Raw genomic sequence first — 14,597 nt, 5'->3', positions numbered from 1 at the left:
ATGTCTGGCTCCCTGAATGAAGAAATAGGCTGATCTTGCTCTGACCGAGTGCGTGATCATCGCCACAGATTCGCATCTATTTTTTCTTTAAGGTAAATATTTATTCCCAACGGTCAATACGCGAACTTCGCATTTCCGAAATCAAACACCCTTAGCACCCCTTGTCCATTCACGTGTACCGCTTTCGACCCGCGCTAAGCCCAAGCAGCCAATCTTCGACAATCAGTTGTTCCGGGAATGCCTTATGCGTAGGCCGTTTCAAAAGATAATAGCCCGACTTTGTCCGCACCGAAGCATCCCCCGCCGGCCGAACCAGCGCACCGCTGTCCAACAGCGGATCAACAAGATGGGCCCATCCCAGCGCAATCCCCAACCCATCGACAGCTGCTTGAACAGATAGCGGGTAGGTGTTGAAGGCAACCGCCCGTTCCATCACCGATGTAGCCACACCATTGCTGCCCAACCACGTGCGCCACGTCATCCATTCGGCATGGCTGCTGGTCACTTCGATCAGGTCCATTTGGGGCAGAGCCGCCGAATCAGACGCCAACGGATTGCGTTTCAGGTATTCAGGGCTGCACACTGGAAACACCGTCTCGCCAAACAGCAATTGCGCCTCATAACCCGGCCAGTTGCCATCTCCGCGCAATATCGTCAGATTCATCGCCTCTGACAGGCATTCCGCGTCGCTGTCCGAAGAGACAAGCGAAATGCGAATACGTCCGTTTGATTTGTTGAACTTGCGCAATTGCGGCATCAGCCACAGAGACGCCACGGAATTGGTCGCCGCAACCGTCACCGTATTGGCGCGGTGCTTGGCCAACATGTCCCGACTGACATCCCGCATCATGTCCAGCGACTGCTCTACAGTGGCCAGCAAAATGGCTCCTTGCTGGGTCAACGTTACCGACCTGTTCCCGCGCACGAACAAGGGGACATCATAGTGCTGCTCCAGCAGTCGTACTTTGCGGCTTATGGCTGTTTCAGAGATATTTAGAACCTTGCTGGCGCGTGCAAAGCTTTGCACCTTTGCAGCGGCCTCAAAGGCCAACAGGTAATCGAGCGGCGGCAGCACTTTCCCGGTTACTGGCGTTTTCTTGGACATTTGAGGCCGAAATCCCGCGTTGGATGTGGTCACAATCAAAAAATTATGCCCACATCGGATAGCATCCGACAAGACAACTGACTGTTAATATAGCAAAAACCAGGGTTTGCCTCAAGATTTTATGGGCAAGGACCCTCAAATCTCTATTCTGCAACCAAAGCAGTTAAAGGCAAACTGGAAAAATTCAGGGCCAGAAGAGCCCGTTAGCAAAAAGAATTGTCACTCAGGGAGCAAACATGAAACTTTCACACTTACTTTCTACTGCAACCTTGGCAGCAGTGGCGGGAACGTTCGCAATCGCCGAAGACAGCAGTGATCCGATCGTTATCCCGATACACAATTGGTCAAGCCAGATCGTAATGTCGTCCGTCGTCGGCCTGATCTTCGAAGAAATGGGCAATAACGTCGAGTTTGTCACTACCGACAGCCAAGCGGTCTATGAATTGGTGCGTTTGGGTGACGTCGCGCTGGAGATGGAAGTCTGGGAAGGCGCATTTGGCGCATCCTACCGTGCAGCGCTGGAAAAAGGCGGCCTCCACGATGCCGGTGATCATGACGCGGTCACGCGAGAGGATTGGTGGTACCCGATGTGGACAAAGGACGCCTGCCCCGGCCTGCCGGACTGGGAAGCGTTGAACGATTGCGCCCACCTGTTCGCCACCGCTGAAACTGGCGACAAGGGCCGGTATCTGGACGGACCGGTCGACTGGTTGAAGCACGGTAAAGAACGCGCCGAGGCGCTGGACCTGAACTTCACTGTAATCAACGCCGGCTCTGCCGCAGCTCTGTGGGCTGAGATTGGCGCAGCCGAGGCGGACAAAAAGCCTGTTCTTGTGTTCAACTGGACCCCGAACTTTGCCGAGGCCGTCTGGCCCGGTGAGTTTGTCGAGTTTCCGGTCTGGGAAGACGGCTGTGACAAGGACCCCGCCAAAGGCCCGAACCCGGATGCCTTGTATGATTGCGGCAATCCCGCATCAGGCTACCTGAAAAAGGCGGCGTGGGATGGTATGAAAGATAAATGGCCGACCGCCTATTGCGTGCTGACCAATATCTCGTTCACCAACCCGCAGATCGCGGAAATGGCCAAACTGGTCGACACGGATGAGTTGGAGCCGGAAGAGGCGGCCGAAGAATGGCTGGATGCCAATCGCGCCGTTGTGGACCCCTGGATGAGCGCCTGCAGCACATAGTCTGATCCACACATACTGAAACTGGCACGGCCTTGTCCCACCCGACGACGCTAGGCCGTGCCAAGCAAGAAAGAACAGCCATGCCCGCCGGAACGCCTGTGATATCAGCCAAAAACGTATGGAAACTGTTTGGCCCATCGCCGGAACGCTATCTGAAGTCCATGCCTGCGGGCCACAGCTTTGATGACATTCGCGCTGACGGCTATATCGCTGGCGTCAAGGACGTCTCAATTCAGGTGGATCGTGGGGAGATGCTGGTGATCATGGGGTTGTCCGGATCCGGCAAATCCACCCTTGTGCGTTGCTTCTCGCGTTTGCATGAAATCACCGGCGGAACCATCGAAGTGGACGGTCAGGATATCAAGAGCCTGAGCGAGCGTGACCTGATCGAATTACGCCGCAACAAGATGGGCATGGTGTTTCAGTCCTTTGGACTGCTGCCCCACCGGACTGTTCTGGACAATGTGGCGTTTCCTTTGGAAATGCGCGGTCAGGATCGCCATGACCGGCGCGAACGGGCGTTGGACGTTATCAAGCTGGTCGGCCTTGAAGGGCGCGAAGAATATTTTCCGCGTGAGTTAAGCGGAGGACAACAACAGCGCGTCGGCATTGCCCGTTCTCTGGCGATTGAGCCGGATATCTGGTTCCTAGACGAGCCGTTTTCGGCGCTGGATCCTCTGATCCGTCGAGAAATGCAAGACGAGTTTCTACGGCTCCAAGAGATGCTGGGCAAAACCATTGTCTTTATTACCCATGATTTCGACGAGGCGCTGCGCCTGGCCGACCGGATTGCCATCATGCGCAATGGTATGGTCGAGCAATGTGACACGCCGGACCAGATCGTGATGAACCCGGCAACTGAATATGTCGCCAAATTCACCGAAGAGATCGATAAGGCCCGCGTCGTCCACGCTCGCGGATTGGCAACACCGGTTAATGGCCACGCTTTGGAGGGTGCGCCAATTGACGGCGGGTCGACTATTCACGAACTGGCGCGTGTGTTGGTCAGCGACACGCGCATCCTGTTGCCGGTAGCAAATGACAAAGGCGTTGTTACAGGTGTTCTGGACCGTGACGCCGCGCTGAACATGCTGCTTGGAACCGACTGATGGCGACACTGTCCACCGAAGTGCCGGACGCATCGGCCAAACCGTCTGGCCAGCTCCGCGTGTTGACTACCTTGTTAGCCGCTGCCGCAGCATTGATCCTAGCCAAGGCGTTCGGCGTTCTGCCTGAATGGCTGAATCGCATCCCTGAATGGGCAATCCCGCCAACCGCCCAGGTGCTGGACGTAATCTTCGACTTTGTTCAGAACGATCTGGGCCTGATCTATGTGACCCGCTTTATCGCCGAAGGCCCGCTTGAATTTCTTCTGGATACCTCGGCCAACTTGTTGGAAGGCAAGCGGCGCTGGCCCTTTCTGGGACCCATCCCCTGGTCTGCCATAGCCGCTGTGGCCGCTGTTGTCGGCTATACCGTAGGGGGGTGGAGGTTGGCCGCATTGGGGGCTGGCACCTTTATCTGGACCGCCCTGATCGGGCAGTGGAAGATTGCCATGCAGACCATGTCTGTCATCGTGGTTGCCGCCCCGCTTGCCTTTTTGCTGGGCTTGACGCTGGGTGTCGCCGCATGGAAATACGGCTGGTTCGAACGGATGCTGAAACCCGTTCTGTCGGTGTTGCAGACACTGCCGTTTTTCACCTATCTTTTGCCCGCTGTGATCTTTTTCAAGGTTGGCCCCACGGCCGGGGCGGTTGCCACGATCACCTTTGCAATCCCACCAATGATCCTGATGACAACGCTGGGTTTAAAAAAGGTCAGCCCCGAGGTCATCGAGGCCGGGCAAATGTCTGGTTGCACCCGCTGGCAGATGCTGCGCCATGTCTACCTTCCGGCGGCGCGGACCGAAATTCTTGTCGGCGTCAATCAGGTCATCATGCTGTGTCTGGCCATGGTGGTTCTGACCGCCTTCATCGGCATGCCCGGTCTTGGCGCCAAGTTGCTGGCCATGATGGGCAGTTTCAAACTGGGCCGGTCTTTTGAGATCGGTGTCACAATTGTCTTGCTGGCCGTCACGCTTGACCGGATGTCCAAGGCCTGGGTGGTCAAACAACCGGTGCATTTCGACCGCGGCACGCCTTGGTGGAAGCGCCACCAGATGCCGTTGATCGCCTTAGCTCTGTTCGTTGGTTTTACCCTGCTGGCCCAGTTGCTCCCGATCCTGGCCGAGATTGGCCGCAAACAACATCTGAGTCAGGGCAAGGAAATCGATGTCGTTATCAAATCCGTCCTTGCTCTGGACGCGATCAAAGGCACAACCGAATGGCTGCGCTGGTTTTTGAACGTCAAGGTGCTGATCCCGTTCCGCAACACACTGCTGGCCATTCCGACACCGGCCTTCATCCTGCTGGTTGTTGCGTTTGCCTATTGGGTGGGCGGCCGCAAGCCCGGTATTTACGCAGCAGTGTTCTTTACCATCGTCGCTTTCTCGGGTTGGTGGGATCGGTCGGTCATCACGCTTTACACCGTAATCTCAGCGGTGGCACTGGCCACCTTGATCGGGATCCCGCTGGGCGTCATTGCCGCCCGGTCCGAGCATTGGTCGAAAAGCATCCTGTTGGCCTGCGACACGGCCCAGACCTTTCCCAGCTTTATCTATCTGATCCCCGCGATCATGCTGTTTGGGGTCAATGACGTGGCGGTTGTGTTCTCGATCCTGATTTTCGCCGCCGTGCCCCTGATCCGCTATACGATCATCGGCCTCAGCACTGTGCCGCCAGAAATGACCGAAGCAGCGGATATGTCAGGCTCGACCCGAAGGCAAAAGCTGATGTCGGTGCAATTCCCACTGGCGCTGCCGACCATGGCCGTAGGGTTCAACCAAGCGATCATGTTCGCGTTCTTCATGGTCATCATCGCGGCCTTCATCGGCACCCAGGATCTGGGCCAGGAGTTGCAACGCACGCTCGCTGGCACTGAACTGGGCAAAAACTTTGTGCTGGGTATGAACGTGTCGCTGATGGCGCTGACCTTTGACATGGCCATCAGCAGCTGGACCCAAAAGCGCAAACGCGCTTTGGGCCTGGACTAACTGGAGTTTCGGAGATGAACGTAAAGCCTGTATTCGAGGTCCCGTTCGAGCGCAGCGGCGTGTTGACCCCCGGCCTGCCAATCCTGCCGCATGGGACCGAACGTCACCCGGTGCCTGGGGCCGGTTCTCGTGCGGTGCCTGTGTCCAAGGGCGACACCATTACATTGCTGGATCGCGACGGCATGCAGCCGGCCGAGATGGTGTTTTTTGCCCCAGACCGCAGCTCGGACGCGGCGATGCTGGGCGCGCAGGGCCATGGTCGCCCCGAGGGGTTGATTGCAACGCTGGCAAATGGGTCTCCCTCGGGTCGCAAGGTTCTGCGCGCGCTGGAAACCGCCGGGTTCGATATAGGTCAGGGAGATGCCATCCGGGCCTTCACCAACGGTTCGCGTCCCGGCGATATGGTCAGCTTTGTTGCCGAAAACGATGGCCTGCTAATCGTCGCTGCCCCGGCCGAGGCGATGCGCCCCGAAAAAAGTAACCCTCCCTCGGACATTATCCTTTATATCCAACGCGCCGCCCCGGGGCTAGAAAAGCCCGATGTCGGCGCTCCTGAGCCTTTGGCGGACCCGCTGAAGGACATCAATATTCAACCGGGAAACGCCCGGTCCTATGAGGTGAAGGCTGGCGAGTTTATCCAAATTGTGGACATCCGCGGGCGCGAATGCTCGGACTTTCAGGCTTTTAGCCGCCGCGCCCTGGATCAGGGGATCGAGCGCGAGATTGACCCCACCACAACCCGCAGCCTGATGGGTAGCCTGTATCCGCAACCCGGCATATTCTCGAAATACTGGTCGGTGGATCAAGAACCGCTGGTCGAGATCGTGCAGGACACCTGCGGGCGGCACGATACGTTCGGACTGGCCTGCACCGCGCGCTATTACGAGGATCTGGGATATCCCGGGCACCTGAACTGTTCCGACAATATCAATCGGGACCTTGACCGATACGGCATCAAACCCCGCGCCGGTTGGCCTGCGATCAACTTCTTTTTCAACACCATGCTAGACGACACCAACGCGATTGGGATGGATGATCCCTGGTCGCGCCCTGGTGATTTTGTTTTGCTGCGCGCGCTGACCGATCTGGTCTGCGTCAGCACCGGCTGTCCTTGCGACATCGACCCGGCCAATGGCTGGAACCCGACCGATATACAGGTTCGAACCTACAAGGCGACCGAGGATTTCAAGCGGTCATATGGCTATAGAAAATCTGCGGAGGCGGATGTGGAAAACACCAAGAAAACAGCGTTTCACGACTGCTTTGCGCGGCATACCCGTGACTTCATCGAGTACAATGGCTATTGGCTGCCCAACACGATGACCAATCACGGCGCGATTGCCGAATACTGGGCTTGCCGGGACAAGGTCGCCGTCATGGACCTCAGCCCGTTGCGCAAATACGAGGTCGTTGGCCCCGACGCCGAAGAGCTGATGCAGCTCTGCGTGACCCGCAACATGAAAAAATTGAGCGTGGGACAGGTCGTCTATACCGCTATGTGTTATGAACACGGAGGCATGATCGACGACGGCACCGTCTACCGACTGGCCGAGACCAATTTCCGCTGGATAGGCGGCAATGACACGAGTGGTCTGTGGCTGCAGGAACAGGCGCTCAAGCGGAATATGAACGTCTGGGTGCGCAACTCGACCGATCAACTGCACAACATCGCAGTTCAGGGACGCCACAGTCGCGAAATCCTGTCCAAGATCTTCTGGACTCCGCCCCAACAACCTACAATCGAGGAGCTGCCTTGGTTCCGACTTGCCGTGGCCCGGGTTGACGACGTTCAAGGCACGTCGGTCGTGATCTCACGTACCGGCTACTCCGGCGAGCTGGGGTATGAGATATTCTGCCACCCTAAAGACGCCAACGAGATTTTCGACCGCGTCTGGCAGGTTGGTCAGGATTACGGCATTACACCGCTTGGTCTGGCGGCGCTGGATATGTTGCGGATCGAAGGCGGGCTGATTTTTGCGGGGTCCGAGTTTGACGACCAAACCGATCCATTTGAGGCCGGTATTGGCTTTACTGTACCGTTGAAGTCGAAAACAGATGATTTCATTGGTCGTGCGGCGATCGAGGAACGCAAGGCCCACCCTCACCGCAAATTAGTCGGGTTCGAAATCGAGGGCGGCACGATCCCCTCTCCGGGTGATTGTGTGCGTGTTGGAAAGGCTCAGGTTGGGGAGATCACCAGCGCAATGAAATCGCCCATTCTGGGTACGGTCATTGCCTTGGGTCGCGTTGCCACCACCCACGCCACCCTTGGCAGCGAAATCGAGATCGGCCAGCTGGATGGGCAGCAAAAGCGTCTGAAAGCCAGAATTGTGCCCTTCCCGCATTTCGATCCGACAAAAGAGCGGGTGAAAGGAACATATGGCGACGCAAATGTTCCCAAAGCCGCCGAGTGATCACCGGGTCGCAGGGCAGCCGTTGCCTGTTCGGCTGGGCATTCTCATACTACTGGCCGTGTATCCAACAATTGGCTGGGCGGATTCCTGTGACAGGATCACCGTCCTTGAAAGGTTTGCAACAACTGGTGCCGAGCCTAATGGATCAACTTGCGCGACCTATGCGGGTTTGAATGGCACCAAGGGTGTTTCCTGTTATTGGGCGTTCCCCTTCAGAAGCCACGAGGCGGCAGCGTTTTCAAATGACGTCTGGACCGAGGTCAAACGCTGCCGGGTCGGACATGCATCGCCTGACACTAACCCGGTCAACCACCCCGACAGCTATGACGTGCGCGCGTTGAACGCCAACCAAGGCATTTACCGGGTAACGACCAAAGATAAAAACCAGCGACAGCGCACATTCGTGTTTCTCAGCGTCGAACAAAAGGGCTGAGAAAACCCCTGGGGCGTCTATTGAGCGCCGGCAATCCACTGTGCAGATATTGTCACATTGGCAACAGACCCAAACACACCGATTTGACATATTGCATCACTCCAATCGCTGATCTATCGATACCCCGATGCGTTGTGTTGTTGTATTGATTATCTCTTTTTCCGCGTGTGTTGCCTCGGGCGCAATCGCGCAGGAGGGGGTTATCGACACACCCGAACTTGGCGCTTCTGGGCAGGCTTACATGGACGCGGTCCGTTATGGGCGCATCGACACTGATGCGGTCTATTTCGATCCGACGCGCCCTGCCCCGCCGCTGGATACGGAATTCACGCCTACCCCCGAGCGCTCGGATCAGGACCGTTCGTGGGGGTTTTCCGGTGACGCCCAATGGATCATCGGCGTCATATCGTTGATTGTGATCATCTTTCTGGTCACGTTCACCTATTTCACAGCACGCGGCACTTCCGTGTCGTTCGGCAAACGTATCGAGAATACCGCGCGCAATTCCCAGCGCGGATCATCCGAGGACGGGACCGAGGCCGAGGACAATGCGGACCTGAACACCCTCCTGAACCTGCCGGACCGGCAGATGGCACTGATCGGACTGGCGCAGCTGGTGCTGACCAGATGTCTGAACGCCAACGGGGTGTTGTTCAAACGCAGCTGGACCCATCGTGAAGCACTGCGAAAACTGCCTCAGACCTTGTCCTACATACAGGACCTTCGGGCCCTGGTTCTGGACAGTGAGCGTGTTCATTTCGGCGGGCGTTCAATCAGCGAAGGCGACTTTGCCTCGCATGTGGCCCGCATTCGTCCGATCCTGCGGGAGGTCGGACCATGAGCGACGTCACCCAATCCCACCCCATGCCGCAGATCCGGCTGGACTTTGTTGTTGTTGGCCTTGTCATTGTCTTGTCGCTGGGCGTGTTCTTCTACCTGACTGCACAACGGCAATATGTGCTGCGCGAGTCGGTCAACGGGTTTGAAGGGCTCGAGATCTGGCTGAATAGCAAAGACCATGAGGCCCAGAGCTTTACCGGCGGATGGCCACTGGACCGGAGCTCGATCGGGTTGCTGATCCAGCCGGTGTTCGACACAAAGCCCGGCACCGATCGTGTAGCCGCGCAAACCAAAGAGGAATTGCTGATTCAGGCGGACGAGTTCGATCAGACCATCCAGGTCATCCTGGAAAAAGCTCAGTCCGTACCCAGCCTGATCATCCTGCCCAAATGGCGCACCGGTATGCGCCTGACAGGCTTTGGCCATCCCTTTCTGCTGGCTCCGCGCAGCGATGTCCAAAACGTATTGCGCCAAATCACCGGAACTGACGTTGGCCGGTTGTCTTACATGCCCAACCCGTTCTCGGATTTCCGGTATCAGGGTGATGATGCCGTAATGTCAGCACGAGCCTATGCCGGTCAGGTTTTTGAAGGCACCGGGTGTGAGCCTATCATTGGCAGACCAGGCGCGATGGTGCTTGGCCTGTGCCCTTTGCCTGAAGGCGGCGAACAGGACCAGGTCTATATCCTGTCGGACCCGGACGTTTTGAACAATCACGGGCTGCGGCTTGGGGAAAATGCGCGGATTGCCAACCAACTCTTGCCGGGCATTGCAGATGGCAATCGGATCATCATCGATTACAGCGACCAGAACTGGTTGACCGAACCAGAACAATTCACCAAGCGCGAGCGGACATGGGACGACATTGCGCAGCTGTTCGACTACCCGTTTCGAGTGTTGTGGATAGGTGCGGCGCTACTGTTGGGGCTTGCGATCTGGCGCGGCGGCATTCGCAACGGTCCGGTCCTTGATCAGCACCTTTCGCTGGGGTCGGGAACGCGCACTGCCAATGCCGCGCGGGCGCGTCTTATGCGTCTAACTGGGCAGGACGGGGCGTTGTTGTCCGATTTCGTTGACACCCGAATTCGTGCCGAAGCGGCCGAAGTTTTTGGCTCGGCCCATGTTGTCGCCAACAGCACCGAGGCCGCTTTCCTGCGCTATGTCCGCAGCCGCCGGCCAGCGGTGGCTGACAATCTGCAAGACCTGCTGCACGCAATCAGGGGCCTGCCAGCCCATCTGACAGCCAGCGAAGCCATCACATATGTGGACCAATTTGAATCGATACTGGAGCGATTAGCCGATGACGCTTGAAGAACTTTTTGCCCATGCCGAGGCTCTGCGCGCAGAGATCGGCAAAGTGGTTCAGGGACAGGAAGAGGTGATTGATCTGTTGCTGACGGCCCTGTTCGCCCGGGGCCATGTGCTGCTCGAGGGGCCTCCGGGTACCGCCAAAACGCTGCTGGCACGCAGTTTCGCTGGGGCACTTAATTTGGATTTCGGGCGCATCCAGTTCACTCCCGATCTAATGCCCGGAGACGTGCTGGGGACATCGATCTACAACTTTCAGACCAGCGAATTTGTTCTGACCAAAGGCCCGGTTTTCAGCCAGATCCTGCTGGCGGATGAGATCAACCGCGCACCGCCGAAAACACAGGCCGCCCTGCTGCAGGCCATGAACGAGCGGATGGTAACAATCGATGGCACTGACCATGATCTGGGATCAGAGTTTATGGTGGTGGCAACCCAGAACCCGATTGAGCAACAGGGCACCTATCCCCTGCCCGAGGCCCAGCTGGACCGTTTTCTGTTCAAGGTTCACTTGACCTTTCCGCCCGAAAATATCGAGCTTGCGATCCTGCGCCAACATGCGGCTGAACCGCTGGACTTTCTGACCACCACCCAGGCCGTTGCGCAGGTTCTGGATGGGGCAACCACCCACGCTGCGCGTCAGTTGATCAACGGCATCGTGTTGGATGATGACATTCTGGCTTATATCCTCAGGGTGGTGCGCGCGACCCGCGAAAGTGCAGACATTGCTTTTGGCGCATCGACACGGGCGGCGGATGCAATTGCTGGGGCCGCCCGCGCAGCAGCGGCGCTGAACGGGCGCGACTTTGCAATCCCCGACGACGTCAAGAACCTGATCATTCACGCCTTGCAACACCGGATCGTCCTGAGCCCCTCTGCTGAAATCGAAGGCCGCAGCGCCCGGCAGGTGCTAGAAAACATCCTTAACCAGATCGAGGCGCCCCGCTGATCCGTCCATCCTCAAAACTGCTGATCGCGGCCTGTATCGCGCTTGGCCTGTCGCTGGCCGCGGTTGTGCTGGGTGATGCTGCCCGAACCGTGGCCGGGATCCCCTGGCTGTTGCTGGGCGGGATTGCGGCAGCGGATCTGTTGTTGTCCTGGCCGCGTCGCCGGACCATCTCAGTTGACCCTGTGGGAGAGGTCTTTGTCGGCGAGAGCTTCGACATCGTCCTTGACGTCAGCCCCCGGGCCGCAAGCATGCGGGGTCAGCTTAGCTGGCCCGACGGGCTGACCGGACCCAGCGGATTTGATCTGAATTCCGGATCGGCCAAAATTCAGGGCCGTGCCGTCCGGCGCGGAAACTGGGTGTTTTCCAATCTGTGGCTATACTGGCCCTCGCGTTTGTCTTTGTTTGAATTTGTCCCCAAAACCGCCTTTGCTCTTGAGGTCGCCGTAGTGCCGAATATCCGCCGGGTGCAATCGGGAGAGATTTCGACAACGGTTCAATCCCGCCTGTTTGGCGTCAAGGAAAACCGCGCCATTGGTGAGGGTACCGAATTCCATCAGCTGCGCGATTTTGTGCAGGGAATGGATGCCAGCTCGATCGACTGGAAACGGTCTGCGCGCCATCGCTCGCTGGTGGCCAAAGAGGTGCGGGCCGAACGCAACCACCATGTGATCATCGCGCTCGACAATGGCTATCAGATGCGCGAGGAAATCGCGGGCCTGCCCAAGATCGACCACGCCATCACCGCAGCGCTGGCCACGGCCTGGGCCGCTGCAATTGGCGGCGATCTGGTCGGGATGTACGCCTATGATGCCGAACCGCGGCTGTTTTTGCCGCCAGAACCGGGGCGTGCGGCCTTTACCCGCCTGCGCAGCCGCACGGCAGAGCTGCGCTATGAAAGCCGGGAAACCAACCACACGCTGGCGATGACCGAATTGAACCGGCGCACACCCAAACGCAGCCTGATCATCGTGTTTTCCGATTTCATCGACACAACCTCGGCCGAGCTGATGGTCGAAAACATCGGCGTTCTGGCCAAGCGGCACCTGATTGTCTTTGTCGCCTTGCGGGACCCGATCCTCGAGGCGCAGGTCAGGGTCACCCCTGCGGATATGGACGGTGTGGCTGAAACCGTTTCTACCGGCCAACTGCTACAGGAAAGACGCCTTGTTCTTGAACGCCTGCACCAGCTGGGGGTCACGATCATTGATGCTGAACCGGGTCATATCTCGGCTCGGCTGATTTCGACCTACCTTGAAATCAAGGCGCGGGAGATGATCTGATGTCAGACAGCGAAATGATCCGATCCGCCCGTTTTCGACAAGAGCGCGTGGCCGATTGGCAAAAACTGGCAGCTCTGGTCACCAAGGCCGAAACGCAAGGCATGCACCGCATGAGCTTTCAGGAGGCGCGGGATCTGGCCGACCTGTACCGCCAGGCCACCACGTCCCTATCTATCGCTCGCGAAATCTCATTGGATCGCGGGCTGCTGGAATATCTCGAGGCGCTGACAAGCCGCGCCTATCTGAGCACCTACGCGCCGCAACAACGTCTGGGCGGTATCCTGCACCGGTTCCTGACCAGCGGCGGCCCACAGGCGATGCGATCCTCGTGGCGCATCGTTCTGTTTGGGATGCTGTGCATGGCGGCCGGGGCGGTCGCAGGATATTTCTTCTATCTGGAAAATCCCGAATGGTTTTACGTTTTCATGCCACCCGACCTTTCGGGCGGTCGCGGTCCCGACGCCAGCACCGAATTCCTGCGCGCACAGATTTACGGTGACGAGGGCCCCGAAGGGCTGGGCGGGTTTGCGACCTACCTGTTTTCTCATAACACGCGCGTCGCCATATTTGCTTTTGGCCTTGGGGCTTTCCTATGCGCGCCCTCCATAATGCTGACCTTTTACAACGGGATCATTGTAGGCGTGTTTTTTGGCCTTCATGTGGATCGGAACCTGGGCTGGGACCTGTTTGGTTGGCTTTCCATTCACGGAGTGACCGAGTTATCGGCAATATGCATCGCCTGCGCCGGTGGGCTGAAATTGGGGCTGGCAGTGCTGTTTCCCGGCAACAGGACCCGGTCTTTGGCGCTGCGTGAGGCCGGTCATGACGCCGTCAAGCTGGCGTTGGTTGCGGCGCTGATGCTGGTGGTTGCGGCCCTGCTGGAAGGGTTCGGCAGGCAGTTGGTTCAGGATCAAAGCGCCCGTATCGCGATCGGTTGGAGTGTCGGCGCCTTGTGGATGCTTTGGTTTCTACTGGGCGGAAGGAAGCACGCATGAGCATCCAATCCATGGATCAGCTGCTGCCGCCCGAAGGGGTTCCGTTGCATTTCAGGATTGCCGGCGTGGGCGTCCGCCTGGCCGCGCAGTTCAGCGATCTGATGATTACCGGTATCGCGGCTCTGGCCCTGTTTTTGTTTGTCATGGCCATCGATCTGACGACCCCCGGGACGTTGATCGCGATTGCCTCGATGCTGTTTTTCTTTATCCGCATACCCTATTACGCCATGTCCGAGTTGATCTGGAACGGGCAGACCATCGGCAAGCGGTTGTTGAAGATCAAGGTTGTGGCCGCCGACGGGCGGGCGTTGACCACCCAATCCCTGGTCATTCGCAATCTGATGAAGGAGGCTGAGATCTTTTTGCCCGGCACCCTGCTTTTGACCCTGGATGCGACCCGCCTGGTGCCCTCTCTTCTGTCGCTATTCTGGGTGATGTGCGTTGTGGCGGTGCCGCTGTTCAACAAACGGCGCAAACGGTTGGGCGATATCATCGCGGGCACCTATGTGGTCCACTTGCCGCAGCCGGTTTTGCTGAAAGACATGGCCAAGGCAATCAAGCAGCCGCTGCATTCCGATCAGAAATTCCGGTTCCTCACCCACCATCTGGAACATTACGGCGCGTTCGAGTTGCAGACCCTCGAAGGTTTTCTCCGCTCGAGTGACCGGAACAAGGGCCCGGCTGCCTACCAACGCCACAAAACCACGTTGGACGCGCTAGTCGACCAGATCCGACGCAAGATCGACTACGCAGATTCAGTGCGTGCCGAAGACCAGCTGGCCTTCCTTGAGGCGTTCTACAAGGCACAGCGCGGCTATCTTGAGCAGCGTCAGCTGTTTGGCGACAAACGTGTCGACAAACACCACGGCACACAGGATGATCCGCCCTGATATCGCTTGTTGTAATTTTACACTTACGAGAGCGTTTTTCTTTTATTTCTGCTTGCGGATGAGTGCGCCCTCGGGGCTTTATCGCTTGCAGTTAGTCCCGGA

The 14,597-nt window shown here is 57.8% G+C and carries 12 protein-coding genes; 11 read left to right on the top strand and 1 reads right to left on the bottom strand.

Annotated elements, in window-relative coordinates; all coding sequences use genetic code 11:
* Window positions 1–169: 169 nt before the first annotated feature.
* Window positions 170–1,105, bottom strand: coding sequence for a LysR substrate-binding domain-containing protein (locus tag SJY13_RS22715; protein ID WP_377194612.1), 936 nt, complete (start codon window positions 1,103–1,105; stop codon window positions 170–172).
* A 236-nt stretch (window positions 1,106–1,341) separates the two neighbouring features.
* Here SJY13_RS22715 and SJY13_RS22710 point away from each other — a divergent pair, with 236 nt between their 5' ends.
* The 11 genes from SJY13_RS22710 to SJY13_RS22660 all read left to right on the top strand — a co-directional run bounded on the left by SJY13_RS22710 (window position 1,342) and on the right by SJY13_RS22660 (window position 14,495).
* The gene (locus SJY13_RS22710) at window positions 1,342–2,295 is read left to right on the top strand and encodes an ABC transporter substrate-binding protein (RefSeq protein WP_377194610.1); all 954 of its coding nucleotides are present in this window, start codon (window positions 1,342–1,344) and stop codon (window positions 2,293–2,295) included.
* Window positions 2,296–2,375: 80 nt separating this feature from the next.
* Window positions 2,376–3,404: a quaternary amine ABC transporter ATP-binding protein gene (locus tag SJY13_RS22705; protein WP_377194608.1), complete on the top strand. Its 1,029-nt coding sequence runs from the start codon at window positions 2,376–2,378 to the stop codon at window positions 3,402–3,404.
* Window positions 3,404–5,386: an ABC transporter permease gene (locus SJY13_RS22700; protein WP_377194606.1), complete on the top strand. Its 1,983-nt coding sequence runs from the start codon at window positions 3,404–3,406 to the stop codon at window positions 5,384–5,386. Before SJY13_RS22705 ends, SJY13_RS22700 begins: the two co-directional genes overlap by 1 nt.
* Before the next feature lie 14 nt (window positions 5,387–5,400).
* Entirely contained in the window at window positions 5,401–7,800 is a 2,400-nt protein-coding gene (locus SJY13_RS22695) for a DUF1989 domain-containing protein (protein ID WP_377194604.1), read from the top strand.
* Window positions 7,778–8,233 carry a hypothetical protein gene (locus tag SJY13_RS22690; protein WP_377194602.1) on the top strand — a complete coding sequence of 152 codons (456 nt, stop codon included), beginning with the start codon at window positions 7,778–7,780 and terminating at the stop codon, window positions 8,231–8,233. Before SJY13_RS22695 ends, SJY13_RS22690 begins: the two co-directional genes overlap by 23 nt.
* Before the next feature lie 127 nt (window positions 8,234–8,360).
* On the top strand, window positions 8,361–9,074 hold the full coding sequence (locus tag SJY13_RS22685) for a DUF4129 domain-containing protein (RefSeq protein ID WP_377194600.1): 714 nt from the start codon (window positions 8,361–8,363) through the stop codon (window positions 9,072–9,074).
* Window positions 9,071–10,384, top strand: a complete 1,314-nt coding sequence (locus SJY13_RS22680) for a hypothetical protein (protein WP_377194598.1) — start codon at window positions 9,071–9,073, stop codon at window positions 10,382–10,384. Before SJY13_RS22685 ends, SJY13_RS22680 begins: the two co-directional genes overlap by 4 nt.
* Window positions 10,374–11,330, top strand: coding sequence for an AAA family ATPase (locus SJY13_RS22675; protein ID WP_377194596.1), 957 nt, complete (start codon window positions 10,374–10,376; stop codon window positions 11,328–11,330). The genes SJY13_RS22680 and SJY13_RS22675 overlap by 11 nt, the downstream gene beginning before the upstream one ends.
* 89 nt (window positions 11,331–11,419) lie before the next feature.
* On the top strand, window positions 11,420–12,610 hold the full coding sequence (locus SJY13_RS22670) for a DUF58 domain-containing protein (protein WP_377194594.1): 1,191 nt from the start codon (window positions 11,420–11,422) through the stop codon (window positions 12,608–12,610).
* Complete coding sequence (locus tag SJY13_RS22665; protein WP_377194592.1) at window positions 12,610–13,605, top strand: stage II sporulation protein M; 996 nt, start codon at window positions 12,610–12,612, stop codon at window positions 13,603–13,605. The genes SJY13_RS22670 and SJY13_RS22665 overlap by 1 nt, the downstream gene beginning before the upstream one ends.
* A complete protein-coding gene (locus SJY13_RS22660) occupies window positions 13,602–14,495 on the top strand; it encodes an RDD family protein (RefSeq protein WP_377194590.1) in 894 nt (297 codons plus the stop codon). The genes SJY13_RS22665 and SJY13_RS22660 overlap by 4 nt, the downstream gene beginning before the upstream one ends.
* Window positions 14,496–14,597: the final 102 nt, after the last annotated feature.

This window comes from Ruegeria meonggei, assembly GCF_042768335.1.
Taxonomy (GTDB): domain Bacteria; phylum Pseudomonadota; class Alphaproteobacteria; order Rhodobacterales; family Rhodobacteraceae; genus Ruegeria; species Ruegeria meonggei.
The sequence above is the reverse complement of the archived record's forward strand: the minus strand, read 5'-3'. Positions and strand labels throughout refer to the sequence as shown.